This is a genomic window from Klebsiella sp. 141198, from assembly GCF_050600785.1.
GTDB lineage: Bacteria > Pseudomonadota > Gammaproteobacteria > Enterobacterales > Enterobacteriaceae > Klebsiella > Klebsiella aerogenes.
The window spans coordinates 265,271-290,909 of sequence record NZ_JAQIRM010000005.1; the positions used below are offsets into that span (position 1 = coordinate 265,271).

Genomic DNA, 25,639 nt, shown 5'->3' on the forward strand with positions numbered 1-25,639 from the left:
ATGGCAGATTATCAGGGTAAAAAAGTCGTCATTATTGGGCTGGGCATGACCGGCCTGTCATGCGTGGACTTTTTCATGGCGCGCGGCGTAACCCCGCGCGTGATGGATACCCGCGTCGCCCCTGCCGGGCTTGAGAAGCTACCGGAAGCCGTTGAGCGCCACGTTGGCGGCCTTAACGACGACTGGCTGCTGGCGGCGGATCTGATTGTCGCAAGCCCCGGGATTGCTCTGGCGCACCCTTCACTGAGCGCGGCGGCCGACGCTGGCGTGGAAATCGTCGGCGATATCGAGCTGTTTTGCCGCGAGGCGCAGGCGCCGATTATCGCCATTACCGGCTCTAACGGAAAAAGCACCGTCACTACCCTGGTGGGCGAGATGGCGAAGGCGGCGGGTGTGAACGTCGGCGTTGGCGGCAATATCGGCCTGCCGGCGCTGATGCTGCTGGATCCGGCGCGTGAACTGTACGTGCTTGAACTTTCCAGTTTCCAACTGGAGACCACCTCCAGTTTGAAAGCCGTCGCGGCAACCATCCTCAACGTGACTGAGGATCATATGGACCGCTATCCGCTGGGGCTGCAGCAGTACCGCGCGGCGAAGCTGCGGGTCTATGAAAATGCTAAAACCTGCGTGGTGAATGCCGATGACGCGCTGACCATGCCGGTACGCGGCGCTGACGAACGCTGCGTCAGCTTCGGCGTCGATGTTGGCGACTATCACCTTAATCGCCAGCAGGGCGAAACCTGGCTGCGGGTGAAGGGTGAGAAAGTGCTGAACGTGAAAGAAATGACCATCAGCGGCCAGCACAACTACAGCAATGCCCTGGCGGCGCTGGCGCTGGCGGATGCCGCGGGCTTACCGCGCGCCAGTAGCCTGAAGGCGCTCACCACCTTCACCGGCCTGGCGCACCGTTTCCAGCTGGCGCTGGAGCATAACGGCGTGCGTTGGATCAATGACTCCAAGGCGACCAACGTCGGCAGTACCGAGGCGGCGCTGAACGGCCTGCATCTCGACGGCACGCTGTATCTGCTGTTGGGCGGCGACGGTAAATCCGCCGACTTTACGCCGCTGAAACGCTATCTTGGCGGCGAGAACGTTCGTCTGTACTGCTTCGGCCGCGACGGCGCTCAACTGGCGGCGCTGCGTCCGGAAATTGCGGTACAAACCGAAACCATGGAACAGGCGATGCGGCAGATCGCTTCGCAGGTCAAATCAGGCGATATGGTCTTACTGTCGCCAGCCTGCGCGAGCCTGGACCAGTTTAAAAACTTTGAACAACGGGGCGATGTCTTTACCCGTCTGGCGAAGGAGTTAGGTTGATGCGTTTCTCTCTCCCACGCCTGAAAATGCCACAGCTGGGCTTGCCCCGGTTGAAGCTGCCGCGACTGCCGGGGATGTTTATTTTTGCCTGGCTCTTCGCCGCGCTGAAAGGTTGGGTGATGGGCTCGCGCCCGAAAGATAACGATAGCCTGGTCATGTATGACCGGATGCTGTTGTGGCTGACCTTCGGTCTGGCGGCGATCGGTTTTATCATGGTGACTTCGGCATCGATGCCGGTCGGACAGCGTCTGGCGAACGATCCGTTCCTGTTTGCTAAGCGTGATGGGCTGTACATTGTACTGGCCTTCGCGCTGGCGATGATTACGCTCCGTCTACCGATGGAGTTCTGGCAGCGCCACAGCACCGCAATGCTGATCGCCTCGATTGTGATGCTGCTGATCGTACTGGTGGTGGGGAGCTCGGTTAACGGCGCCTCGCGTTGGATCGCGCTCGGGCCGCTGCGCATTCAGCCAGCGGAGTTTACCAAGCTATCGCTGTTCTGCTACATCGCCAACTATCTGGTGCGTAAAGCGGATGAGGTGCGTAACAACCTGCGCGGCTTCTTAAAACCGATGGGCGTGATTTTCGTACTGGCGATTTTGCTGCTGGCGCAGCCTGACCTCGGTACGGTAGTCGTACTGTTCGTGACCACGCTGGCGATGTTGTTCCTGGCCGGCGCGAAACTCTGGCAGTTCATCGCCATTATCGGCATGGGGATCTCGGCGGTGGTGCTGCTGATCCTCGCCGAACCGTATCGTATTCGCCGCGTCACCTCCTTCTGGAACCCGTGGGAAGACCCGTTTGGCAGCGGCTATCAGCTGACCCAGTCGCTGATGGCCTTTGGCCGCGGCGAGATGTGGGGACAGGGTCTCGGCAACTCGGTACAGAAACTGGAGTATTTGCCGGAAGCGCATACCGACTTCATCTTCGCGATTATCGGCGAAGAACTCGGTTATATCGGTGTGGTACTCGCGCTTTTAATGGTATTCTTCGTCGCCTTTCGCGCCATGTCGATTGGCCGTAAAGCGCTGGAGATTGACCACCGCTTCTCCGGCTTTTTGGCCTGTGCTATCGGCGTGTGGTTTAGCTTCCAGGCGTTGGTTAACGTCGGGGCGGCGGCGGGAATGCTGCCGACCAAAGGTCTGACCCTGCCATTGATTAGTTATGGTGGCTCCAGTCTGCTGATTATGTCGACGGCCATTATGTTTTTATTGCGAATAGATTATGAAACGCGCCTCGAGAAAGCGCAGGCGTTTACACGGGGTGTTCGATGAGCGGTCAGGAAAAGCGGTTAATGGTGATGGCGGGCGGCACTGGCGGACACGTGTTCCCGGGGCTGGCGGTCGCGCACCATTTAATGGACCAGGGCTGGCAGGTTCGCTGGCTGGGCACCGCCGATCGTATGGAAGCGGATTTAGTGCCGAAACACGGCATTGATATCGATTTTATTCGCATCTCCGGCCTGCGTGGCAAAGGGATAAAAGCGCAACTGTTAGCGCCGGTGCGGATCTTCAACGCCTGGCGACAGGCGCGGACGATCATGAAGCGTTTCCAGCCGGATGTGGTGCTGGGCATGGGCGGTTATGTTTCCGGGCCTGGCGGTCTGGCGGCATGGTCGCTCGGGATCCCTGTGGTGCTGCATGAACAAAACGGGATTGCCGGCCTGACCAATAAATGGCTGGCGAAGATTGCGAAGAAAGTGATGCAGGCGTTTCCCGGCGCCTTTCCGCACGCAGATGTCGTCGGGAATCCGGTGCGTACTGACGTTCTCGCACTACCGCTGCCGGGACAGCGTCTGGTGGGGCGGCAGGGGCCGATTCGCGTGCTGGTGGTCGGCGGCTCTCAGGGCGCGCGCGTACTGAACCAGACTATGCCGCAGGTGGCCGCGAAGCTCGGCGATACGGTGACTATCTGGCATCAGAGCGGGAAAGGCGGCATGGATACCGTGCGCCAGGCGTACGCCGCCGCCGGTCAGCCGCAGCATAAAGTGACTGAGTTTATTGATGATATGGCGGCAGCCTATGCCTGGGCCGATGTGGTTGTTTGTCGTTCTGGCGCGCTGACGGTCAGCGAAATTGCCGCCGCAGGTTTACCGGCGTTGTTCGTCCCGTTCCAGCACAAAGATCGTCAGCAGTACTGGAATGCGCTGCCGCTGGAAAAAGCCGGCGCAGCGAAAATTCTCGAACAACCCGAGTTCACGGCCGATGCCGTGGCGGCCACCCTGGCCGGTTGGGATCGGGAAACCCTGATGGATATGGCGGAACGAGCGCGTGGCGCTTCGATTCCGGATGCTACCGAGCGGGTAGCGGAAGAGGTCAGCGCCGTAGCTTTGGCGCGCTAATCGCGGTGATTTTCACCGCCCGAATAAAGAAGTTGATGGCGTAAAGAATGAATACACAAGATTTGGCAAAACTGCGTTCCATAGTGCCCGAGATGCGTCGCGTTCGGCACATTCACTTTGTCGGCATCGGCGGTGCCGGTATGGGCGGTATTGCCGAAGTGTTGGCGAATGAAGGCTACCAGATTAGCGGCTCCGATCTCGCGCCGAATCCGGTGACTCAGCAATTGTCGCAGCTTGGCGCCACCATTTATTTCAACCATCGCCCGGAAAACGTGCGCGATGCCAGCGTTGTCGTGGTGTCCAGCGCGATCTCCGCGGATAACCCGGAAATCGTCGCCGCGCACGAAGCCCGCATTCCGGTGATCCGCCGCGCGGAAATGCTGGCGGAACTCATGCGTTTCCGTCACGGGATTGCGATTGCCGGTACGCACGGCAAAACCACGACCACCGCGATGGTATCCAGCATTTACGCCGAGGCCGGCCTCGATCCGACCTTCGTCAACGGCGGGCTGGTGAAGGCGGCGGGCGTGCATGCTCGTCTTGGCCATAGCCGCTATCTGATTGCGGAAGCGGATGAGAGCGATGCGTCGTTCCTGCATCTGCAGCCGATGGTCGCCATTGTGACCAACATCGAAGCTGACCATATGGATACTTACCATGGCGACTTCGAGAACCTGAAGCAGACCTTTATTAACTTCCTGCACAACCTGCCGTTCTACGGGCGCGCAGTGATGTGCGTGGATGACCCGGTGATTCGTGAACTGCTGCCGCGCGTTGGCCGCCAAATCACCACCTACGGTTTTAGCGATGACGCCGACGTACGCATTGAAGAGTATCGTCAGGTCGGCGCGCAGGGCCATTTCCGCCTGGTACGCCAGGATAAAGAGGTCATGCAGGTGACGCTGAACGCGCCGGGTCGCCATAACGCGCTCAACGCTGCCGCGGCCGTTGCCGTCGCGACGGAAGAAGGCATTGAAGATGAGGCGATTCTGCGCGCGCTGGAAAGTTTCCAGGGCACCGGCCGCCGCTTCGACTTCCTTGGCGAATATCCGCTGGCGGAAGTCAACGGCAAGAGCGGTAGCGCGATGCTAATCGACGATTACGGTCATCATCCGACGGAAGTTGACGCCACTATCAAAGCGGCGCGTGCCGGCTGGCCGGATAAAAATCTGGTGATGGTATTCCAGCCGCACCGTTATACCCGTACTCGCGATCTGTACGATGATTTCGCCAACGTGCTGACCCAGGTTGATGCGCTGCTGATGCTGGATGTGTATCCGGCGGGCGAAGCGCCGATTCCTGGCGCCGATAGCCGCTCGCTATGCCGTACGATCCGCGGTCGCGGCAAAGTTGACCCGATTCTGGTTTCCGATCCCGCGCAAGCCGCGGAGATGCTGGCGTCGGTATTGACCGGCGACGATCTGGTGCTGGTGCAGGGCGCCGGTAACATAGGAAAAATCGCACGTCACCTGGCTGAAATCAAACTGGTACCGCAAAAAACGGAGGAGGACCGACATGGCTGATAAAATCGCGGTTCTCTTCGGCGGAACCTCCGCTGAACGTGAAGTCTCGCTGAACTCAGGCGCGGCGGTGTTGGCCGGGCTGCGTGAAGGCGGGGTGGATGCCCACCCGGTCGATCCGCGCGACGTTGATATCACCCAGTTGAAAAACATGGGCTTTCAGAAAGCGTTTATTGCCCTGCACGGGCGCGGCGGCGAAGATGGCACGCTGCAAGGCCTTCTGGAACTCATTCAACTGCCGTACACCGGCAGCGGCGTAATGGCTTCCGCTATTTCGATGGATAAACTGCGCAGCAAATTACTGTGGCAGGGGGCGGGATTACCGGTCGCGCCGTGGGTTGCATTGACTCGTGCCCAGTTCAACGCAGGACTTTCTGCTGGCGTTTCTGAGCAGATTGCGGCGCTGGGGCTGCCGGTTATCATCAAGCCGAGCCGCGAAGGGTCCAGCGTCGGCATGTCGAAAGTTAGCGAAAGTTGTGCAATGCAGGATGCATTGGCGCTGGCTTTTCAGCATGATGATGAAGTTCTGATTGAGAAATGGCTCAGTGGCCCGGAATTTACCGTCGCTATCGTCGGTGAAGAAATTTTACCGTCAATTCGTATCCAGGCGGCTGGAACCTTCTATGATTATGAGGCGAAGTATCTCTCTGATGAGACGCAATATTTCTGCCCTGGTTTTGAGGAACCCGCCCGCGAGACAGAAATCCAGAGCCTGGTGCTTAAAGCCTGGAATGTTCTGGGTTGCAAAGGATGGGGACGTATTGACGTGATGCTGGACAGCGATGGCCAGTTTTATCTGCTGGAAGCGAACACCTCACCGGGCATGACTAGTCATAGTCTGGTGCCGATGGCGGCCCGCCAGGCGGGGATGAGCTTCTCGCAGCTTGTTGTACGAATTCTGGACCTGGCGGGGTGATATGTCGCAGGCGGCGCTGAATACGCGGAACCAGGAAGAAGAATCGATTGCTTCTTCGCGTCGGAATAATGGAACCCGGCTGGCAGGGATCGTTTTCCTGCTGGCGGTGTTGTGTACCGTGTTGGTCAGCGGATGGATGGTTCTTGGTTGGATGGAAGATGCGCAGCGTCTGCCGTTGTCGAAAATGGTCGTCACCGGCGAACGTCACTACACGCGTAACGATGATATCCGTCAGGCGATTCTGGCGTTGGGCTCGCCGGGCACCTTTATGACTCAGGATGTCAATATCATCCAGAGCCAAATTGAGCGCCTGCCGTGGATTAAGCAGGCGAGCGTAAGAAAACAGTGGCCCGATGAATTGAAGATTCATCTGGTTGAATATGTGCCGATTGCGCGCTGGAATGATCAACATATGGTAGACGTGGAAGGTAATTCTTTCAGCGTGCCGGCGGATCGCACCAGCAAACAGAACTTACCGATGTTATACGGTCCTGAAGGCAGCGAAAATGAAGTGCTACAGGGATACCGCAACATGGGGCAGGTGCTGGCAAAGGATAAGTTCACGTTGAAAGTGGCGGCAATGACCGCGCGTCGCTCCTGGCAGTTGACGCTTAATAACGATATTAAGCTCAACCTTGGCCGCGGCGACACCATGAAACGGCTTCAGCGCTTTATGGAACTCTACCCGGTTCTTCAGCAGCAGGCACAGACCGACGGCAAACGGATAAGCTACGTTGATTTGCGCTATGACTCGGGTGCGGCGGTAGGTTGGGTACCTGCTCCCGTAGAGGAAAATAATCAACAACAGAATCAGGCACAGGCAGAACAACGATGATCAAGGCGACGGACAGAAAACTGGTAGTTGGACTGGAGATTGGCACCGCGAAGGTTGCCGCTTTAGTAGGGGAAGTTCTGCCCGACGGTATGATTAATATCATTGGCGTGGGCAGTTGCCCATCGCGCGGCATGGATAAAGGCGGGGTGAATGACCTCGAGTCGGTAGTGAAATGCGTACAGCGCGCTATCGACCAGGCTGAACTGATGGCCGATTGCCAGATCTCATCAGTGTATCTGGCGCTTTCAGGTAAGCATATTAGCTGTCAAAATGAGATTGGCATGGTGCCTATCTCCGAAGAAGAGGTGACGCAGGATGACGTGGAAAACGTCGTTCATACCGCGAAATCGGTACGCGTACGCGACGAACATCGCGTACTGCACGTCATCCCGCAGGAATACGCCATCGACTACCAGGAAGGTATTAAAAACCCGGTAGGGTTATCCGGCGTGCGTATGCAAGCGAAGGTACATCTGATTACCTGCCATAACGATATGGCGAAAAACATTGTTAAAGCGGTTGAACGTTGTGGTCTGAAAGTTGACCAACTAATTTTCGCCGGTTTAGCGGCCAGTTATTCCGTATTAACGGAAGACGAACGTGAGCTGGGTGTCTGCGTAGTGGACATCGGCGGTGGTACAATGGATATCGCCGTGTATACCGGCGGCGCGCTGCGTCACACCAAAGTGATCCCTTACGCGGGCAACGTGGTGACCAGCGACATCGCCTATGCCTTCGGTACGCCGCCGAGCGACGCCGAAGCCATCAAGGTTCGTCACGGTTGCGCATTAGGTTCAATCGTCGGTAAAGACGAAAACGTGGAAGTACCGAGCGTGGGCGGACGTCCGCCGCGTAGCCTGCAGCGTCAGACGCTGGCAGAGGTGATTGAACCGCGTTATACCGAACTGCTCAATCTGGTTAACGAAGAAATCCTGCAGCTGCAGGAACAGCTCCGTCAGCAAGGGGTCAAACACCATCTGGCGGCGGGGATTGTATTAACCGGCGGCGCCGCGCAAATTGAAGGCCTGGCGGCCTGCGCGCAGCGCGTGTTCCATACGCAGGTGCGCATTGGCGCGCCGCTGAACATTACCGGTTTAACGGATTACGCTCAGGAGCCGTATTATTCGACGGCGGTTGGGCTGCTGCACTACGGAAAAGAGTCACATCTCAGTGGTGAAGCAGAAGTAGAAAAACGCGTGACGGCGTCGGTGGGCTCGTGGATTAAGCGGCTCAACAGCTGGCTGCGAAAAGAGTTTTAATTTTTTAAGAGAACGCAGACAATTAGCGTTCTCAGGCGACAGGCACAAGACGGAGAGAAACTATGTTTGAACCTATGGAACTGACCAACGACGCGGTGATTAAAGTCATCGGCGTCGGTGGCGGCGGCGGTAATGCCGTTGAACACATGGTGCGCGAGCGCATTGAGGGTGTTGAATTCTTCGCGGTGAACACCGATGCGCAGGCGCTGCGTAAAACGGCTGTTGGCCAGACTATCCAGATCGGTAGCGGTATTACCAAAGGTCTGGGTGCAGGCGCGAACCCGGAAGTGGGCCGTAATGCGGCTGACGAAGACCGTGAAGCGCTGCGCGCTGCGCTTGATGGCGCGGACATGGTCTTTATCGCGGCGGGTATGGGCGGCGGTACCGGTACCGGTGCGGCGCCAGTGGTCGCGGAAGTGGCGAAGGATCTGGGTATCCTGACCGTTGCGGTCGTCACTAAGCCATTTAATTTCGAAGGCAAGAAGCGCATGGCGTTTGCTGAGCAGGGGATCACCGAACTGTCCAAGCACGTTGACTCACTGATCACCATCCCGAACGACAAGCTGCTGAAAGTACTGGGCCGCGGTATCTCTCTGCTCGACGCTTTCGGCGCGGCAAACGACGTACTAAAAGGTGCGGTGCAGGGTATTGCCGAACTGATTACCCGTCCGGGTCTGATGAACGTCGACTTCGCGGACGTCCGTACCGTGATGTCGGAAATGGGCTACGCGATGATGGGCTCCGGCGTGGCGAGCGGTGAAGACCGTGCGGAAGAAGCGGCTGAAATGGCTATCTCTTCTCCGCTGCTGGAAGATATCGATCTGTCCGGCGCGCGCGGCGTACTGGTCAACATCACCGCTGGCTTCGACCTGCGTCTGGATGAGTTCGAGACCGTTGGTAACACTATCCGCGCCTTTGCTTCGGATAACGCGACCGTGGTTATCGGTACCTCTCTGGACCCGGATATGAACGACGAACTGCGTGTAACCGTTGTTGCCACCGGTATCGGTATGGACAAGCGTCCGGAAATTACCCTGGTGACCAACAAACAGGTACAGCAGCCGGTAATGGATCGCTACCAGCAGCACGGTATGGCTCCATTGACTCAAGAGCAGAAACCGGTGGCCAAAGTGGTGAACGACAATACGCCGCAAACCGCGAAAGAGCCGGATTATCTGGATATTCCAGCTTTCCTGCGTAAGCAAGCTGATTAAGAATTGGCTGGAAGTTGGGCATCTGCGCTCTTTGTGCTAAACTGCCCTGCCGAATGTATAGTACACTTCGGTTGGATAGGTAACTTGGCGAGATTATACGATGATCAAACAAAGGACTCTTAAACGTATTGTTCAGGCGACTGGTGTCGGTTTGCATACCGGCAAGAAAGTCACGCTGACTTTACGCCCTGCGCCGGCAAATACCGGGGTCATCTATCGTCGCACCGACTTGAATCCACCGGTTGATTTTCCGGCTGATGCCAAATCTGTGCGTGATACCATGCTCTGTACTTGCCTGGTGAACGAGCATGACGTGCGGATTTCTACAGTCGAGCACTTAAATGCCGCACTGGCTGGCCTGGGTATCGACAACATTATTGTTGAAGTCGATGCGCCGGAAATCCCGATTATGGACGGTAGCGCCGCTCCGTTCGTTTATCTGTTGCTGGATGCCGGCATCGATGAACTGAACAGCGCCAAGAAATTTGTGCGTATCAAAGAGACGGTTCGCGTTGAAGATGGCGACAAATGGGCTGAGTTTAAGCCGTACAATGGTTTTTCGTTGGACTTTACCATCGACTTTAACCATCCGGCGATCGACTCCAGCACCCAACGCTATGCGCTGAACTTCTCGGCCGATGCGTTCATGCGTCAGATTAGCCGTGCTCGTACTTTCGGTTTCATGCGTGATATCGAATATCTGCAGTCCCGTGGCCTGTGCCTGGGCGGCAGCTTCGATTGTGCCATCGTTGTTGACGATTATCGCGTACTGAACGAAGACGGTCTGCGCTTTGAAGATGAATTTGTTCGCCACAAAATGCTGGATGCGATCGGTGACCTGTTTATGTGTGGTCACAACATTATCGGCGCATTCACGGCGTTCAAATCCGGTCACGCGTTAAATAACAAACTGCTGCAGGCTGTTCTGGCAAAACAGGAAGCCTGGGAGTATGTGACCTTCGAAGACGACGCAAAACTGCCGCTGGCATTCCGCGCACCGTCAATGGTTCTGGCGTAAGCCTGACCATTCAGTAAATTCGACTGGTAACCTGGTACTCTCTCCGTCCAGGGAACCAGTCGTTTTTCTTTTTAGCCTCCCCAAACCGCTTTTGACTGTGTTTCGCTGGCAATAACCTGTGCGCGTTCGCTGCTTTATTAAGCGTTTTCCCGCAGCATTAGCGTTCATTCCTGCTGTCTCGGCGCGGTATTAATGTTAGTATTTGGGCGCAAAATTTTTCTCTGGGTTGCTTTATCCTGTCGATTTCAGGCTGTACTGCGAAGACCGCCAATAAAATGGACCGCCGGAAAGGACGCAGGAATACCAACTAAAGGTAAAGAAAGTGAGTGGATTGCTGACGCGTTGGCGACAGTTTGGCAGACGGTATTTTTGGCCGCATCTCCTGTTGGGGATGGTCGCGGCTAGCCTCGGCCTGCCTGCGCTTAACAACAGCCACGAAACCACTACGCCGGCGAAAGCCACGGCCAGCAACCATAACCCGAATAAAGTTAACTTCTCCCAGCTGGCGCTGCTGGAGGCCAACCGTCGGCCGAACTTTACTGTCGATTACTGGCATCAGCATGCGATTCGCACTGTCATTCGCCATCTGTCGTTTGCGATGGCGCCGCAGGCTTTGCCGGTGGCGGAAGAATCATCGCCGCTTCAGGCCCAGCATCTGGCCCTGCTCGACACGCTCAGCGCGCTGCTGACCCAGGACAGCAAACCGCCGGTGGTTATCCGCCAGGCGGCTTATATCCCTTCCTCTTATTCTGCCTTCCGCGTCAGCGCCTGGATAAGCCAGGTGGCGGGGATCCGCGCAGGGCCTCAACGTCTCAGCTGAAAATAAACACGGACCATCCTATTTTTGTGACTCCGCACCGCGGGGCGTTTGAGATTTTATTATGCTAATTAAAATGTTAACTAAAGTGTTCGGTAGCCGTAACGACCGTACGCTGCGCCGTATGCGCAAAGTCGTCAATATCATCAACGGTATGGAACCGGCGATGGAAAAGCTCTCTGATGATGAGCTGAAAGCCAAAACCGGAGAATTCCGCGCGCGTCTGGAGAAAGGTGAAAGCCTGGAAAGCCTGATCCCGGAAGCTTTTGCCGTAGTGCGCGAAGCGAGTAAACGCGTCTTCGGCATGCGCCACTTCGACGTGCAGCTGCTGGGCGGTATGGTACTGAACGACCGCTGCATCGCGGAAATGCGTACCGGTGAAGGTAAAACCTTGACCGCGACCCTGCCGGCCTACCTTAACGCGCTGACCGGTAAAGGCGTTCACGTCGTTACCGTCAACGACTATCTGGCGCAGCGTGACGCCGAAAACAACCGTCCGCTGTTCGAATTCCTCGGCATGAGCGTGGGCATCAATATGTCCGGCCTGCCTGCGCCGGCGAAGCGTGAAGCCTACGCAGCCGACATCACCTACGGTACCAACAACGAATACGGCTTCGACTATCTGCGCGATAACATGGCGTTCAGCCCGGAAGAGCGCGTACAGCGTAAACTGCACTATGCGCTGGTGGATGAGGTGGACTCCATCCTGATCGACGAAGCGCGTACGCCGCTTATCATTTCCGGCCCGGCTGAAGACAGCTCCGAAATGTATCGCAAGGTGAACAAAATTATTCCGCACCTGATCCGCCAGGAAAAGGAAGACTCCGACACCTTTACCGGTGAAGGCCACTTCTCCGTGGATGAGAAAGCTCGCCAGGTTAACCTGACCGAACGCGGTCTGGTACTGATCGAAGAGCTGCTGGTGCAGGAAGGCATCATGGAGGAAGGCGAATCGCTGTATTCTCCGACCAACATCATGCTGATGCACCACGTTACCGCCGCGCTGCGCGCCCACGCGCTGTTTACCCGCGACGTTGACTACATTGTGAAAGATGGCGAAGTCATCATCGTCGATGAACACACCGGCCGTACGATGCAGGGGCGTCGCTGGTCCGATGGCCTGCACCAGGCGGTAGAAGCTAAAGAAGGCGTGGAGATCCAGAACGAGAACCAGACTCTGGCATCCATCACCTTCCAGAACTACTTCCGCCTGTACGAGAAGCTGGCGGGGATGACCGGTACCGCGGATACCGAAGCCTTTGAATTCAGCTCCATCTATAAACTGGATACCGTTGTCGTCCCGACTAACCGTCCGATGATCCGTAAGGATATGGCGGATCTGGTCTACATGACCGAAGCGGAAAAAATTCAGGCGATTATCGAGGATATTAAAGATCGTACCGCTGCCGGTCAGCCGGTGCTGGTCGGTACTATCTCAATCGAAAAATCTGAAGTGGTTTCCCGTGAACTGACGAAAGCCGGCATCAAGCACAACGTCCTGAACGCCAAGTTCCACGCCAGCGAAGCGGATATCGTCGCCCAGGCGGGTTATCCGGCTGCGGTCACCATCGCCACCAACATGGCGGGCCGTGGTACCGATATTATGCTCGGCGGTAGCTGGCAGGCGGAAGTCGCCGCGCTGGAAAATCCAACGCCGGAGCAGATTGAAAAAATCAAAGCTGACTGGCAGGTGCGCCACGATGCGGTCCTGGCCGCAGGCGGTCTGCACATCATCGGTACCGAGCGTCATGAATCCCGCCGTATCGATAACCAGCTACGTGGCCGTGCTGGCCGTCAGGGTGATGCCGGTTCTTCCCGCTTCTACCTGTCGATGGAAGATGCCCTGATGCGTATCTTCGCCTCCGATCGCGTATCCGGCATGATGCGTAAACTGGGGATGAAGCCGGGCGAAGCTATCGAGCACCCGTGGGTGACCAAAGCGATTGCCAACGCTCAGCGTAAAGTGGAAAGCCGCAACTTCGATATTCGTAAACAGCTGCTGGAATATGATGACGTCGCCAACGATCAGCGTCGCGCTATTTACACCCAGCGTAACGAGCTGCTGGATATCTCCGACGTGAGCGAAACCATCAACAGCATCCGCGAAGATGTCTTCAAAGCCACTATCGATGCGCACATTCCGCCGCAGTCGCTGGAAGAAATGTGGGATATCGAAGGCCTGCAGGAACGTCTGAAAAACGACTTCGACCTTGATCTGCCAATCAAAGAGTGGCTGGATAAAGAGCCGGAGCTGCATGAAGAGACCCTGCGCGAACGTATTCTGCAGAGCGCGGTAGAAACCTACCAGCGTAAAGAAGAAGTGGTCGGCGCCGAAATGATGCGTCACTTCGAGAAAGGCGTCATGCTGCAAACGCTGGATTCCCTGTGGAAAGAGCACCTGGCGGCGATGGACTACCTGCGCCAGGGTATTCATCTGCGCGGCTATGCGCAGAAAGATCCGAAGCAGGAGTACAAGCGCGAATCCTTCTCAATGTTCGCAGCTATGCTCGAATCGCTGAAGTATGAAGTCATCAGCACCCTGAGCAAGGTGCAGGTGCGGATGCCGGAAGAAGTCGAAGAGATGGAACAGCAACGTCGTGAAGAGGCGGAGCGTCTCGCGCAGATGCAGCAGCTGAGCCATCAGGATGACGATACTCTGGCTGCCGCCTCGCTGGCTGAGCAGACCGGCGACCGTAAGGTTGGCCGTAACGATCCGTGCCCGTGCGGTTCCGGTAAAAAATATAAACAGTGCCACGGCCGTCTGAGCTAAGGGCTGATAAAAAGCAAACCAGGGCGCAGATTTCTGCGCCTTTTTTATGGAGCTGATTCAATGAAAAAACTGCAAATCGCCGTCGGGATAATTCGCAATCCGCAAGGCGAAATTTTTATTACCCAGCGTGCCGCAGACGCGCATATGGCCAATAAACTGGAATTCCCCGGCGGCAAAATAGAATCAGGTGAAACGCCGGAACAGGCGCTGGTACGTGAACTGCAGGAAGAGGTCGGGATTACGGTGACGACGTCTGCGTTGTTCGACAAACTGGAGTATCAGTTCCCTGACCGCCATATCACGCTATGGTTCTTCCTGGTGGAAAACTGGCAAGGCGAGCCGTGGGGTAAAGAAGGACAACCGGGGCAGTGGATGGCGCAGCAGGCGCTGGATCCGCAGGCATTTCCGCCGGCGAACGAGCCGATAATTAATAAACTTATTACGCTTGCCTGAGCGCCGGGCTACCCGGCGCCTGCCTGAAACGCTAATCCGGATCGTCCCGGGTTAGCGATAGGGAAGGTTACTGCTGCGGCTCGCTCCAGTCATCGCTGTCGGACAAGTCGCCGGAACTGGGTATACGTTTCTCTTCCGCCGCCCACTCGCCAAGATCGATAAGCTGGCAGCGTTTCGAGCAAAACGGGCGAAACGGGCTTTGCTCGCTCCAGACGACGTTTTTACCGCAGGTTGGGCAGTTAACGATAGTCTCTTCTGACATAGTATCTCCTTAGCAACAAGCCAGTTCAAAATCAAAGCGTTCCGGCACGATGCCATGCTCGCTGTCCAGTGGCAGGAAACGGATAGCAAAGCGGCTTTTATGGCCGGAAATTTGCGGATACAGCTGGCTTGCGAGATCCAGGCGCAGGCGCAGCAGATCGGCATCGTCGCCGTTATCCTGATAAAAACCATTGAGGCTGGTTTGCTTACGGAAAGGCGCGGAGTTACGAATCAAATCAAGGATCAGCTCCAGCGACTGCATCAGCGGCGTCAGGCTCGCTAACCATCTCGCCACCTGCTCATCACGATACTCTTGCGGCATATGCAGCCAGATATGCAGCGTTGGTAAATCAAAGCCGCAACAGCCTCCAGGGATGCTCAGACGCTGGCGCACCAGGCCAATCAGCCGATCTTCACGAAGAAACTGGCCAATGCGCGGAGCGGAGATCAAGGTGCTGCCGGACTGTTTAAGCTGCTGACGTAGGGCTTCAATACGCTGCTGGTCGACGCCGGGCACTTCGGCCCAGGTTTGTAATTTCCGCTGTTGTCGCTCCAGCTCTTTCAGCAGATCGGTACGCACTTCACCGCGTTCCAGCACATCCAGTAGATCGCCGGTATTGCGGAAAAAATGGAGGGCGTCCGCATAGCTGGCGATAGTGGGGCGAGAAGAGAGCTGCTGAAATAAAAATTCAATGCGCAGCCAGGTGCGCATTTTCTCATTGAGCGGGTGTTCGAAGAGAACAGGGGTATGCATTACGGTTTTTCCTGTGAGGCGGCCTGCGATGCCAGCATTAAATACTTTTCGTGCAGGCGGGCGACGTGGGATGCGACGGCATCCGCGGAGCCCATGTTTTCAATAACATCATCCGCTGCGGCAAGACGCTGTTCGCGTGTCGCCTGGGCGGCAAGAATATGTTCAGCGTGTTCGCGACTGACCCCATCGCGGCGCATGGTGCGCTCGATTTGCGTTTCTTTCGGCACATCGACAACCAGTACGCGATCGGCTTTATCGGTCAGGCGGTTTTCGACCAGCAAGGGTACGACCCAGAGGAGATAAGGTGAGGTTGAGGCCTGCATCTGACGGCGCGTTTCTTGCTGAATCAGCGGATGCAGCAGCGCGTTAAGCCAGGCCTTGTCCTCGCTATAAGCGAAAATGCGTTCGCGTAAGCGGCGGCGATTCAGGCTGCCATCGTCGTTGATCATCTGCGGACCAAATCTTTCGGCAATGGCGAGCAGGGCAGGTGTACCGGGCTCTACAACCTGACGCGCAATAATATCGGCGTCGATGACGGTTACGCCCAGGTGAGCAAACTCGTCGGCGACGGTACTTTTACCGCTACCGATGCCGCCTGTTAACGCTACCGTATACCCCATACACTTCAATCCCGATGTCACATTATTGTTCAAAACCCTGGCGATTCACCGCGCCCGTCAGGCGCCGGGGATAGCTTAATCGAGATTTTGCTAAATCGAAAAAGTATCCATTATGTGAATCGTTACTTTCTTTATATATGAAAATCAATTGGTTAAAAATGATGCACTGGTAAGGAAAGCACACGAGCGTGTTTTTCGCTATTCACCAGGTAAATTTAAACGATTGTAGCGTAAAAAAAGTGAAAATCGCAGTCTTGCGCGGCTATGATTCGTGCGTATGATAGCGTCACTGGAGTTGTGCTCTCACATTAATGCAATTAACCCCAGGAATTCGCACATGCGTATTGAAGAAGATCTGAAGCTAGGTTTTAAAGACGTTCTTATCCGCCCGAAGCGCTCTACCCTCAAAAGCCGTTCTGATGTTCAGCTGGAACGTGAATTCACCTTTAAGCATTCAGGCCAGACCTGGTCCGGCGTACCGATTATCGCTGCTAACATGGATACCGTCGGCACCTTCAGCATGGCGAAAGCCCTGTCCGCTTTTGGAATTCTGACCGCCGTGCACAAGCACTACAGCGTTGAAGAATGGCAGGCGTTTGTGCAGAGCGAATCCGCAGAAGTGCTGCAGCATGTGATGGTGTCCACCGGCACCTCTGACGCGGACTTTGAAAAAACTCAGCAGATCCTGACCCAGAATCCACAGCTGAACTTTGTCTGCATCGACGTGGCTAACGGCTACTCTGAACACTTTGTTCAGTTCGTGGCGAAAGCACGCGCCGCCTGGCCGCAAAAAACCATTATTGCCGGCAACGTAGTGACCGGTGAGATGTGTGAAGAACTGATTCTTTCCGGCGCTGATATCGTTAAAGTCGGCATCGGCCCAGGTTCCGTCTGTACTACCCGCGTGAAAACCGGCGTTGGCTATCCGCAGCTGTCTGCGGTGATTGAGTGCGCTGATGCCGCGCACGGTCTCGGCGGCCAGATCATCAGCGATGGCGGCTGCACCATGCCGGGCGATGTCGCGAAAGCTTTTGGCGGCGGCGCCGATTTCGTGATGCTCGGCGGGATGCTGGCGGGCCACGAGGAGAGCGGCGGTACCGTGGTTGAAGAGAACGGTGAAAAATTCATGCTGTTTTACGGTATGAGCTCTGAGTCGGCGATGACACGCCACGTCGGCGGCGTCGCGAAGTACCGCGCGGCGGAAGGTAAAACCGTCAAGCTGCCGCTGCGCGGCCCGGTGGATAATACCGCGCGTGATATCCTCGGCGGCCTGCGTTCAGCATGCACCTATGTCGGGGCTTCTCGCCTGAAAGAGCTGACTAAACGTACAACCTTTATCCGCGTACAGGAACAAGAGAACCGCGTGTTCAACAGCCTGTAATGACGTTGGCTGGCGCTCTGGCGCCAGCCATTAACTCCCCATTGTGCCCAGCGCATCCCCCAGATGAAAAACAGGTAGGTACATCGCTACCACCAGCACGCCGACGATCGTTCCGGTCACCACCAGCAGTATTGGCTCCAGCAGCGTCGCCAGATTATCCGCCTGTTGATGAGTTTGCTCGCTATGATGGCGCGCCAGGTTATCGAGCATCGTATCCAACACTCCCGATGCCTCGCCGGTACGAATGAGCTGCAGGCACAGCGAGGTGAATCCGCCGCAATTCGTCAGCGCCTGCCAGATTGGATTGCCGTGGATGATATCTGCGCGCGCCTGTGCAATCCGCTTCCGCCATAGCGGGCAGCTCACAGTTTCCTCGACGCTCTCCAGCCCCTGGACAAAGCTTATGCCCGCACTTTGGGTTAGTGAAAGAATGGTAAATATCTGGCTCAGTTGCTGGCCGTTGATCAGCCGACCGGCAATCGGAATCGCGTGTAATAATTTTTGCCTTAACAGCAGCCAGCGAGGCCGACGCCGGGCCAATCGGTTGAGAAATAGCGGAATAGCAAAAAGAGGCGGCAGCAACGGCCAGTAGCGGGCCAACGCATTGCCGATGTGAATGACCATTTGCGTCAGCAGAGGAAGCGGCGTGTTGAAGGTCCGATAGATGGCGGTAAATTCCGGCAGAACGAAAAACAGCATCGCCACGACCAGCGTCAGCGCTAATATCAGGATAATGAACGGATAGCGCAGCGCCTTCTTTACCTTTTCTGTCAGACGCTGCTGTTCCTGCTGCTGTCGCGCGAGCTGAAAGCAGCAGCGTTCCAGCTTACCGGTGAGCTCGCCGGTGCGGATCATCGCCAGATAGAGCGGAGGGAAGACCTGCGGCCATTGCGCCAGGGCGCTGGAAAGAGATACGCCCTGCGCCAGTTCCTGCGCCAGCATTCGCAGCAGCGCCTGCCACTGTTTGTGCGGCTGTTGTTGGGCCAGCAGCTCCAGCCCTTCGGCCAGCGGTAAACCAGCCTGCAGCAGCGTGGCAAGCTGGCGGATAACCTCACCGCTGTAGCGCGGGCGCCAGAGCGAATTCTGTACCGTTTTACGCCGTAGCGCCAGCGGCAGGATCCGCTGCTGTTCCAGTGATGCCAGCGCCTGCCCACGCGTTTCTTGCCACAGGGCGCCCTCGCACGGCATTCCTTGCTTATCCATCCCGCTCCACTGCCAAAGCTGCTTAGTCGCCATGCTGGATCCCCAGCACTCGGATAATCTCTTCAAGAGTGGTTAATCCACGCTCCACCGCTTCACAACCGCTTTCAAACAGCGTCATCATGCCGGCTTCGCGGGCCAGCGTTTCGATTTCCGCCGCGCTGAGATCGCGATTAATGGCCTGACGTAGCACGCTATCCACCGGCAGCAGTTCGAATAAGGCCAGGCGGCCGTAGTAACCGTGGTAGCACTGTGGGCAGCCAACCGCCAGCCAGCCGGGCAATGGGCGTGGCCAAAGACTGTGCGGCACCTCGGTAGGGCGGCCGCCATCGCGCCGGCAGTGGGGGCACAGTTTTCGCACCAGCCGCTGGGCGACCACCAGCGAGAGCGCCGAGGAGATCATCCAGCGCGCTACGCCCATTTGTTGCAGGCGAATCAACGTTTCGCTGGTGGAGTTAGTATGCAATGTAGAGAGCACCAGATGCCCGGTCTGTGCGGCCTTAATGGCGATTTCCGCGGTTTCGGCATCGCGAATTTCTCCGACCATGACGATGTCCGGATCCTGACGCAGCAGCGCCCGCAGGACGCTCTGGAAGGTAAGCCCGGATCGCGGGTTGATCTGCGTTTGGTTGAGCCCGGTAAGCGGGATCTCCAGCGGATCTTCCACGCTGCAGATATTGACCTCTTCGCGGTTTCGCGCCTGCAGCGCGCTATACAGAGTGACGGTTTTGCCACTCCCCGTAGGCCCGGTGACCAGTAGCAACCCCTGCGGCTGGTTCAATGCGGCGCGGAAAAAAGCAAGCTGACGAGAGGAGAGCCCCAGAGCTTCCAGATCCAGCGCCTGCTCCACCTGGTGTAATAAACGCAGGACGATTTTCTCCCCGCCGCGGCAGGGGAGGGTTGCAATGCGAAAGGAGACCGTGCGCCCGGCCAGTGTCAGAGTGAACTGTCCATCCTGCGGCAGACGATGCTCGGCAATATCAAGGTTGCCCAGCACCTTAAGCCGTGCTGTCATTGGCGCAGCCAGCGCGGCCTCAAGTCTCGGTAGGGCATGCAACACGCCATCGACGCGCAGGCGTATCCGCAGCTGATTTTCCGCCGGCTCAATATGGATATCAGAGGCACGCTGGCGCAGCGCCTGCTCCAGAATTTGATTCAGTAGATCGGTTACGCCCTGGGTGTTACCCGTGGCGGACTTTGATGCTGACTGTTGCGCCTCATGCTGACGCTTATCCATCCGCTCCTGGCTCCAGCATTCAATATCGATGCGCTTTTGGGTAGCGAAGCGCAGCGCTTCCATCAGTTCTGGCGCCGGCGCATCCACGACGGCGATAACAATGGTCTGCTCGTCGCTCTTCAACAACAGCGCGTGATGGCGCTGACAGAGTGAGAGTAGCTGTTCGGTTTTCATGGCTGTCACCTCAGTTAAAGCGGAAGACATCTTCGCAGGCCTGCTTTAACGCGCTGTCATCGCTGATGGCGCAGACGCGCTGCCAGCCGGTGATACCGTTGGCGTTATCCCAGGAAGGGGTCAGGGTGACGGCCAGGCCGTTAAGGCTCTCCTGCCCGGTCAGGGTGACCACCCCCTGGACGACGCTCATCGCCGATACATAGCGGGTAGTCGACGGTGAAGGGATTCCGTTACTGCCGCCATCGCAACTGGTTAGTCCGCCGTGGTCCAACGCGCACAGCTCTATTGCCGTGCGGTAGGGCACAAAGGTTTGCAGCATATCGGTGAGGGCGGCTTTGCGCAGGTAATTCTGGTAGGCGGGGATGCCGATGGCGCTGAGGATGGCGATAATGCCGATAACCACCATTAATTCGATCAGGGTAAAACCACGTTGCTTATCCATAAGTCACTCCTTGTTCGTTGTGGGGTGACTTTGGCGCGATTACGTCGCGGCGGCGAGGAGGAAAAATACGCTTAGGATGCAGGCATCCAGCTTTTCGGTAGCGCTTTCAAAGATGCACGGTAAGCGTGCGAGGCGTCTCGCAAAAATAGCCCCGATACCCGGCGGATATCGGGGAGAGAATTAACGAAAACGCATGGACAGGTCGAGGGCCCGTACGTGCTTAGTGAGTGCGCCGACGGAAATATAGTCAACGCCAGTTTCCGCGAATTCGCGAATGGTATCGAAGGTAACGTTGCCGGAGACTTCCAGCGCCGCCTGGCCGTTGGTACGTTTTACCGCCTCGCGCATCAGGTCGGTGGTGAAATTGTCGAGCATGATGATATCAGCGCCGGCTTTTAACGCTTCGTCCAGTTCATCCAGCGTTTCGACTTCGACTTCCACCGGTACGTCCGGGTGCAGCCAGAAGGCTTTTTCCACCGCCTGACGTACCGAACCGGAGGCAATGATGTGGTTTTCTTTGATCAGGAAGGCGTCGAAAAGGCCCAGACGGTGGTTCGCGCCGCCGCCGCACAGTACCGCGTACTTCAACGCGGTGCGCAGGCCGGGTAACGTTTTACGCGTATCAAGCAGTTGCGTTTTGGTGCCTTTGAGCAGGTCGACGTAGCGGCGCACTTCGCTTGCTACCCCGGAGAGGGTCTGCACGAAATTTAGCGCGGTGCGTTCGCCGGTTAGCAGCACCCGCGACGGCCCGTCCAGTTCGAACAGCGGCTGATCGGCTTTTACCGTATCGCCGTCAGCCACGTGCCAGGTGATGCTGACATCGTCGCCGGCAAGCTGAATGAACACTTCTTCTACCCAACGCTTACCGCAGAATACCCCATCTTCGCGGGTGATAACGATGGCGTGAGAGCGCGCGTCCGACGGCAATAGTTGCGCGCTAATATCGTTGTTAGCGTCAACTTCGCCGCCCAGATCTTCGCGTAGTGATTGCGCGACGGCGTCGGTAATATCGAGATTAATACGTTCCAGCAGCGCGTCACGGCGGCGGTCGGGGCTGTAGCGACGAGGCGTCATGATAAAGCTCCAGATAGATAAGATTCAGAAGTGGGAAACATGCTAACCTGAACCACGTTTCTGTACCACACATACCCAATGGATTTCGCGTCGCCTGTGGGGCCGCCGGGATCTACGTTTGCGAAAGGAGATTCCCCATGCAGTTGAATGGCGGATGGCTGGTGGGCGCGCGTCGGGTGCCTTCGCCGCATCACGATTGCCGCCCGGACGATGAAAACCCTTCTTTACTGGTGGTACACAATATCAGCCTGCCGCCGGGGGAGTTTGGCGGCCCGTGGATTGACGCGCTATTTACCGGTACGTTGGATGCCGACGCGCATCCTTACTTCGCCGGGATTGCTCATCTGCGCGTTTCGGCGCATTGTCTGATTTGCCGCGATGGCGAAATAGTCCAATATGTGCCCTTTGATAATCGCGCATGGCATGCGGGCGTCTCCAGCTATCACGGCCGCGAGCGCTGCAATGATTTTTCGATCGGCATTGAGCTGGAAGGGACGGATACTCAGGCCTACACCGAGGCGCAGTATCAGCAGCTAGTGGCGATTACCCAAGCGCTTATCCAGCGTTATCCTGGTATTGCTGATAATATTACCGGCCATTGCGATATCGCGCCGGTACGCAAAACGGATCCCGGCCCGGCCTTTGATTGGGCAAAATACCGCGGTATGTTGGCCGCATCGTCACATAAGGAGATACCATGACGTTGTTTACTACGCTGCTGGTTCTCATCGCCGAGCGTCTGTTCAAGCTTGGCGAGCACTGGCAGCTCGATCATCGCCTGGAGGTACTGTTCCGCCGCGTGAAGCATTTCTCGCTGTTCGGCACAGTGCTGATGACCGTCGTCGCGGTGGCGGTGGTATATGTTATTCAACGCCTGCTACAGGGGCAGCTATTTAACGTACCGCTGCTGGTGTTCTGGATTTTGCTTGGCCTGCTGTGTATCGGCGCGGGTAAGGTGCGCCTGCATTATCATGCCTATCTGAAGGCGGCGGCGAACAACGATAGCCACGCCTGCGATTCGATGGCCAGCGAGCTAACGCTTATTCACGGCGTGCCGCCGGGCTGCGATCGTCAGGAATATCTTCGCGAGCTGCAAAACGCGCTGCTATGGATTAACTATCGCTACTATCTGGCGCCGTTGTTCTGGCTGGTGGTCGGCGGCCCGTGGGGGTTATTGACGCTGACGGCCTATTGCGTCCTGCGCGCCTGGCAGACCTGGCTTGCGCGCTATCAGACGCCGCGCCATCGTTTACAGTCCGGCATTGACGGTATTCTGCATATTGTCGATTGGGTGCCGGTGCGGTTGGTTGGCGTGGTATACGCGCTGCTGGGACACGGCGAAAAAGCGCTGCCGGCGTGGTTTGCCTCGCTAGGCGACCGTCACTCTTCGCAGTATCAGGTATTAACTCGTCTGGCCCAGTTCTCGCTGGCCCGCGAGCCGCACGTCGATGCGGTTGAGACGCCAAAAGCGGCGGTTTCCATGGCGAAGAAAACCTCGCTGGTGGTGGTGGTGATTATGGCGCTGTTGACCATCTACGGGACTTTGATTTAACAGCCCGAAGCCAGGCGCTGCTGGGCTTGGCGCACTCATGTCGCCGGATGGCGCTGCGCTTATCCGGCCTACGGTCCGCGGCCCGGTAAGCGCAGCGCTCGCCGGGCGGGGATTGACTCGCTACAGCGTATCAGCGGGCGGGATGCCGAAGTCGGGCATCCCGTTTTCTTGCCAGCGTACCAGCTTTAGCCGGGTATGACGGTTAGGATCGTACAGCGGGTCGCCTTCAATTTCGGTGTAGTTGCGCGCGTGGTACACCAGCACATCTTCCCCCTGCGGCGTTTGCGTAAAGCTATTGTGGCCGGGACCATACTGGCGGTTTTCATAGCTGGTGCGAAATACCGGCTGCGGGGCTTTATGCCAGTTAGCCGGCTGTAGCGGATCGGCCTGAATATCTATCCATAATAATCCCATGCAGTAGTTTTCATCGGTCGCGCTGGCGGAATAGCTGATAAATAGCTTATCGCCGTGTACCAGCACCGCAGGCCCCTCATTGACCATAAATCCCCGGCATTCCCAGGCGAACTCCGGCTTGCTCAGCATGAGCGGCGCGCCTTTTAGCGTCCACGGGTTTTCCAGCTCCGCCAGATAGAGATTGCTATTGCCGGCGATCTGCGGGTCTTTCTGCGCCCATAAATACCAGCGTTTCCCTTGATGGCTGAAGGTGGTGGCGTCGAGGGCAAAGGTATCGAACGTGGTGATAATTTGCCCTTTTTCATGCCAACGGCCGCTGAGCGGATCGCTGTCGGTACACTCAAGGGCAAACATCCGGTGCTGGAACATCCCCTGGGCGTCGAGGTCATGGGTCGGGGCGGCGGCGAAATAGATATACCACTTGCCGTCGATGTGGTGGAGCTCCGGCGCCCAAATCAGCTGGCTCATCGGCCCGTTTTGCGGCTTGCGCCAGACGGTCACCGGCTCGGCTTCACGCAGGCCTTCCAGCGTGGCGGCGCGGCGAATCTCCAGCCGATCGTATTCCGGCACGGAGGCCATAAAATAGTAGTGGTCGTGATGGCGCAGGATAAAAGGGTCCGCGCGTTGTTCAATAAAGGGGTTAGGCCAGTTGTTCATCAGGCTTTCCTTATGTGTTCACTGGTTTTCAATTCCTGGAGCTCATTCAGTTCGCTGTAGTTACTGCGGCGCTTTTCCAAATCATTCTGGATTTGGCGCATCAGATTGCGGTCAACTTTCAGCAGGCGTACGACGCCTGCGGTAATCAGGTAGCCAACGCCGGGGATCACTGAGAACAGCAGCACGATACCATTTAGCGCCGAGGCGCTTTGCTCCTTCGCGCCGGCATCGTAGCCGTACCACGACAGCAGGAAACCCACCATAGCCCCGGCGACCGCCAGCCCCACTTTCAGGAAGAACAGGTTGCCGGAGAAGCTGATGCCGGTGATCCGTTTACCGGTTTTCCACTCGCCGTAGTCATCAACGTCGGACATCAGCGACCAGTGCAGCGGCGACGGGATTTGATGCAGGATATTGAGCAGGAAGTAGAGCACCAGAATCAGCGTCGTGGCATGCGGATTAAAGAAGTAGAACGCGCAGGAGAAGACCGCCAGTACAATGTTGGTCCAGAAAAAGACCTGCAGTTTACACCAACGGTCGGTCAGCACTTTCGCCAGCATGCTGCCGATCATCATGCCGACGACGCCAAGGCTGATAAACAGGGTGGCGAAATGGGTACTTTGCCCCATGACCCAGGTGACGTAGTACATGGTGGCGGCCATACGGATAAAGCCGGGGCAAACGTTGCACAGGGTTAAGAGCAAAATGCGAACCCACTGGTCGTTTTTCCACACATCTTTGAGGTCTTTTTTCAGCTCGTCGTTGGTTTGGACCGCCGGGCGGATGCGCTCGCGTACGGTGGCGAAGCAGAACAAAAACATACACATGCCGATGAACGCCAATACGGTCATCGCCATTTGATAACCTTTCGCTTTATCGGCGCCGCCGAACCACTCCGCCATAGGCAGCAGAGTCAGCGAGAGCAGAAGCGTCGCAATACCGACCAGCACAAAGCGGTATGACTGGCAGGCGACACGTTCTTGCGGGTCGGATGTCATCACCGTCCCCAAAGAGCAGTAGGGGATGTTTATCGCGGTATAGGTTATCGACAGCAGGAAGTAGGTGACGAAGGCATAGATAACCTTGCTGTTGTAGGTCCATTCCGGGGTGGTGAACATCAGTACGCTGAACAGGGCGTAGGGGAAGGCCATCCACAGCAGCCATGGGCGAAAGCGGCCATATTTACTGCGGGTGCGGTCGGCCATCGCTCCCATGATCGGGTCGGTGACGGCATCGATGACGCGCACCGAAAGCAGCAGCACCCCAACCAGCGCCGGCGCAAGACCAAAAATATCCGTATAAAAGTAGTTAACGAACAACATGATGGCGCCAAAGATAATGTTACATCCGGCGTCGCCCATCCCGTAGCCAATCTTTTCTTTCAGCGAAAGTGTATTGCCTGTCATCCTGGAA

At 56.8% G+C, this 25,639-nt stretch carries 24 protein-coding genes; 15 read left to right on the forward strand and 9 right to left on the reverse strand.

The genetic code is table 11. The annotated features are described in order from the left end of the window. The 12 genes from murD (at position 1) to mutT (ending at position 14,460) form a co-directional block, all read left to right on the forward strand. Positions 1 to 1,317 carry a UDP-N-acetylmuramoyl-L-alanine--D-glutamate ligase gene (murD, locus tag PGR10_RS18965; protein ID WP_087860887.1) on the forward strand — a complete coding sequence of 439 codons (1,317 nt, stop codon included), beginning with the start codon at positions 1 to 3 and terminating at the stop codon, positions 1,315 to 1,317. Next, the gene (gene ftsW / locus PGR10_RS18970) at positions 1,317 to 2,591 is read left to right on the forward strand and encodes a cell division protein FtsW (protein WP_015368247.1); all 1,275 of its coding nucleotides are present in this window, start codon (positions 1,317 to 1,319) and stop codon (positions 2,589 to 2,591) included. The genes murD and ftsW overlap by 1 nt, the downstream gene beginning before the upstream one ends. Continuing rightward, positions 2,588 to 3,658 (forward strand): undecaprenyldiphospho-muramoylpentapeptide beta-N-acetylglucosaminyltransferase, encoded by a 1,071-nt coding sequence (gene murG / locus PGR10_RS18975; protein ID WP_113374414.1) that lies wholly within the window; start codon positions 2,588 to 2,590, stop codon positions 3,656 to 3,658. Before ftsW ends, murG begins: the two co-directional genes overlap by 4 nt. 47 nt (positions 3,659 to 3,705) lie before the next feature. Continuing rightward, complete coding sequence (gene murC, locus PGR10_RS18980) at positions 3,706 to 5,181, forward strand: UDP-N-acetylmuramate--L-alanine ligase (protein WP_020079611.1); 1,476 nt, start codon at positions 3,706 to 3,708, stop codon at positions 5,179 to 5,181. Continuing rightward, positions 5,174 to 6,094, forward strand: a complete 921-nt coding sequence (locus PGR10_RS18985; RefSeq protein WP_045390016.1) for a D-alanine--D-alanine ligase — start codon at positions 5,174 to 5,176, stop codon at positions 6,092 to 6,094. The genes murC and PGR10_RS18985 overlap by 8 nt, the downstream gene beginning before the upstream one ends. Position 6,095: 1 nt before the next feature. After that, positions 6,096 to 6,929: a cell division protein FtsQ gene (ftsQ, locus tag PGR10_RS18990; protein ID WP_087860884.1), complete on the forward strand. Its 834-nt coding sequence runs from the start codon at positions 6,096 to 6,098 to the stop codon at positions 6,927 to 6,929. Continuing rightward, positions 6,926 to 8,188 (forward strand): cell division protein FtsA, encoded by a 1,263-nt coding sequence (ftsA, locus tag PGR10_RS18995; protein WP_002888625.1) that lies wholly within the window; start codon positions 6,926 to 6,928, stop codon positions 8,186 to 8,188. Before ftsQ ends, ftsA begins: the two co-directional genes overlap by 4 nt. A gap of 62 nt (positions 8,189 to 8,250) precedes the next feature. Then, positions 8,251 to 9,402 carry a cell division protein FtsZ gene (ftsZ, locus tag PGR10_RS19000; protein ID WP_004857884.1) on the forward strand — a complete coding sequence of 384 codons (1,152 nt, stop codon included), beginning with the start codon at positions 8,251 to 8,253 and terminating at the stop codon, positions 9,400 to 9,402. Between the two features lie 100 nt (positions 9,403 to 9,502). Next, complete coding sequence (gene lpxC, locus PGR10_RS19005) at positions 9,503 to 10,420, forward strand: UDP-3-O-acyl-N-acetylglucosamine deacetylase (protein WP_015368241.1); 918 nt, start codon at positions 9,503 to 9,505, stop codon at positions 10,418 to 10,420. A 322-nt stretch (positions 10,421 to 10,742) separates the two neighbouring features. Further along, complete coding sequence (gene secM, locus PGR10_RS19010) at positions 10,743 to 11,240, forward strand: secA translation cis-regulator SecM (RefSeq protein ID WP_015368240.1); 498 nt, start codon at positions 10,743 to 10,745, stop codon at positions 11,238 to 11,240. 61 nt (positions 11,241 to 11,301) lie between these two features. Then, a complete protein-coding gene (gene secA, locus PGR10_RS19015; RefSeq protein WP_032709883.1) occupies positions 11,302 to 14,007 on the forward strand; it encodes a preprotein translocase subunit SecA in 2,706 nt (901 codons plus the stop codon). Positions 14,008 to 14,067: 60 nt separating this feature from the next. Then, positions 14,068 to 14,460 (forward strand): 8-oxo-dGTP diphosphatase MutT, encoded by a 393-nt coding sequence (mutT, locus tag PGR10_RS19020; RefSeq protein WP_087860883.1) that lies wholly within the window; start codon positions 14,068 to 14,070, stop codon positions 14,458 to 14,460. A gap of 67 nt (positions 14,461 to 14,527) precedes the next feature. Here mutT and yacG read toward each other — a convergent pair whose 3' ends face one another. Genes yacG through coaE form a run of 3 tightly spaced genes read right to left on the reverse strand, consistent with a single transcriptional unit; the run spans position 14,528 to position 16,095 of the window. Beyond that, positions 14,528 to 14,722 carry a DNA gyrase inhibitor YacG gene (gene yacG / locus PGR10_RS19025; protein WP_015368237.1) on the reverse strand — a complete coding sequence of 65 codons (195 nt, stop codon included), beginning with the start codon at positions 14,720 to 14,722 and terminating at the stop codon, positions 14,528 to 14,530. A 9-nt stretch (positions 14,723 to 14,731) separates the two neighbouring features. Further along, on the reverse strand, positions 14,732 to 15,475 hold the full coding sequence (gene zapD / locus PGR10_RS19030; RefSeq protein ID WP_087860882.1) for a cell division protein ZapD: 744 nt from the start codon (positions 15,473 to 15,475) through the stop codon (positions 14,732 to 14,734). Beyond that, positions 15,475 to 16,095 (reverse strand): dephospho-CoA kinase, encoded by a 621-nt coding sequence (coaE, locus tag PGR10_RS19035; RefSeq protein WP_087860881.1) that lies wholly within the window; start codon positions 16,093 to 16,095, stop codon positions 15,475 to 15,477. Before coaE ends, zapD begins: the two co-directional genes overlap by 1 nt. A 337-nt stretch (positions 16,096 to 16,432) precedes the next feature. On the opposite strand from coaE, the gene PGR10_RS19040 reads away from it, so the two are divergent. Beyond that, a complete protein-coding gene (locus PGR10_RS19040) occupies positions 16,433 to 17,476 on the forward strand; it encodes a GMP reductase (protein ID WP_015368234.1) in 1,044 nt (347 codons plus the stop codon). A gap of 30 nt (positions 17,477 to 17,506) precedes the next feature. On the opposite strand, the gene hofC is transcribed toward PGR10_RS19040, so the two are convergent. From hofC to nadC, 4 genes are all read right to left on the reverse strand, one after another. Then, a complete protein-coding gene (hofC, locus tag PGR10_RS19045) occupies positions 17,507 to 18,712 on the reverse strand; it encodes a protein transport protein HofC (RefSeq protein WP_430923938.1) in 1,206 nt (401 codons plus the stop codon). Further along, positions 18,702 to 20,087, reverse strand: coding sequence for a type II secretion system protein GspE (gspE, locus tag PGR10_RS19050; RefSeq protein WP_430923939.1), 1,386 nt, complete (start codon positions 20,085 to 20,087; stop codon positions 18,702 to 18,704). The genes hofC and gspE overlap by 11 nt, the downstream gene beginning before the upstream one ends. 10 nt (positions 20,088 to 20,097) lie before the next feature. Next, complete coding sequence (gene ppdD, locus PGR10_RS19055) at positions 20,098 to 20,529, reverse strand: prepilin peptidase-dependent pilin (protein WP_430923940.1); 432 nt, start codon at positions 20,527 to 20,529, stop codon at positions 20,098 to 20,100. Positions 20,530 to 20,709: 180 nt separating this feature from the next. Then, positions 20,710 to 21,603: a carboxylating nicotinate-nucleotide diphosphorylase gene (gene nadC / locus PGR10_RS19060; RefSeq protein ID WP_430923941.1), complete on the reverse strand. Its 894-nt coding sequence runs from the start codon at positions 21,601 to 21,603 to the stop codon at positions 20,710 to 20,712. 137 nt (positions 21,604 to 21,740) lie between these two features. Between nadC and ampD the strand changes: the two genes are divergently transcribed. Together ampD and ampE are read left to right on the forward strand one after the other, a co-directional pair. Then, positions 21,741 to 22,304, forward strand: coding sequence for a 1,6-anhydro-N-acetylmuramyl-L-alanine amidase AmpD (ampD, locus tag PGR10_RS19065; RefSeq protein ID WP_430923942.1), 564 nt, complete (start codon positions 21,741 to 21,743; stop codon positions 22,302 to 22,304). Next, on the forward strand, positions 22,301 to 23,155 hold the full coding sequence (gene ampE / locus PGR10_RS19070; RefSeq protein WP_087860876.1) for a beta-lactamase regulator AmpE: 855 nt from the start codon (positions 22,301 to 22,303) through the stop codon (positions 23,153 to 23,155). Before ampD ends, ampE begins: the two co-directional genes overlap by 4 nt. Before the next feature lie 120 nt (positions 23,156 to 23,275). Here the strand turns inward: ampE and PGR10_RS19075 are convergent, their stop codons facing one another. Together PGR10_RS19075 and PGR10_RS19080 are read right to left on the reverse strand one after the other, a co-directional pair. After that, positions 23,276 to 24,226 carry a glycoside hydrolase family 43 protein gene (locus PGR10_RS19075; protein ID WP_430923943.1) on the reverse strand — a complete coding sequence of 317 codons (951 nt, stop codon included), beginning with the start codon at positions 24,224 to 24,226 and terminating at the stop codon, positions 23,276 to 23,278. Further along, complete coding sequence (locus PGR10_RS19080; protein WP_430923944.1) at positions 24,226 to 25,632, reverse strand: glycoside-pentoside-hexuronide (GPH):cation symporter; 1,407 nt, start codon at positions 25,630 to 25,632, stop codon at positions 24,226 to 24,228. The genes PGR10_RS19075 and PGR10_RS19080 overlap by 1 nt, the downstream gene beginning before the upstream one ends. Positions 25,633 to 25,639 lie beyond the last annotated feature (7 nt).